The organism is Dellaglioa sp. CoH-57-MRSF-21 (assembly GCF_056781915.1).
The window spans coordinates 467-739 of the sequence record NZ_JBXAXU010000021.1 but is presented as its reverse complement, the minus strand read 5'-3'; the positions used below and the strand labels follow the sequence as shown (position 1 = coordinate 739).

General features: G+C 46.5%; 1 protein-coding gene. It reads right to left on the bottom strand.

Annotated elements, in window-relative coordinates; all coding sequences use genetic code 11:
• Positions 1-77 precede the first annotated feature (77 nt).
• Positions 78-273, bottom strand: a 196-nt coding sequence (locus AC1RPQ_RS07665; protein WP_481762210.1) for a hypothetical protein, incomplete at its 5' end; no start/stop codon positions are given.

Genomic DNA, 273 nt, shown 5'->3' with positions numbered 1-273 from the left:
AGCAGCTGAATTCTGCTGAGTCAGAATAGACTCAGCCACGGCATTTGCGTTTACTTGCGCCATGACTGAGCCTCCCGTTAATTAATATGGTTTATTACTGGTTTGGACGCGAGCACAGCGGAATTTGTCCAAGCCACATTACCATTAGGGTCTTTCTCAACAATCTTCGCTGTATAAGATGGTGTTGCTCCTGCTACAGCGAATGAAGCTCCGTCTGATTCAGATGATCCACTGATAACTCCTATAGAGACGGATGGAGTAGACGTTGATGCC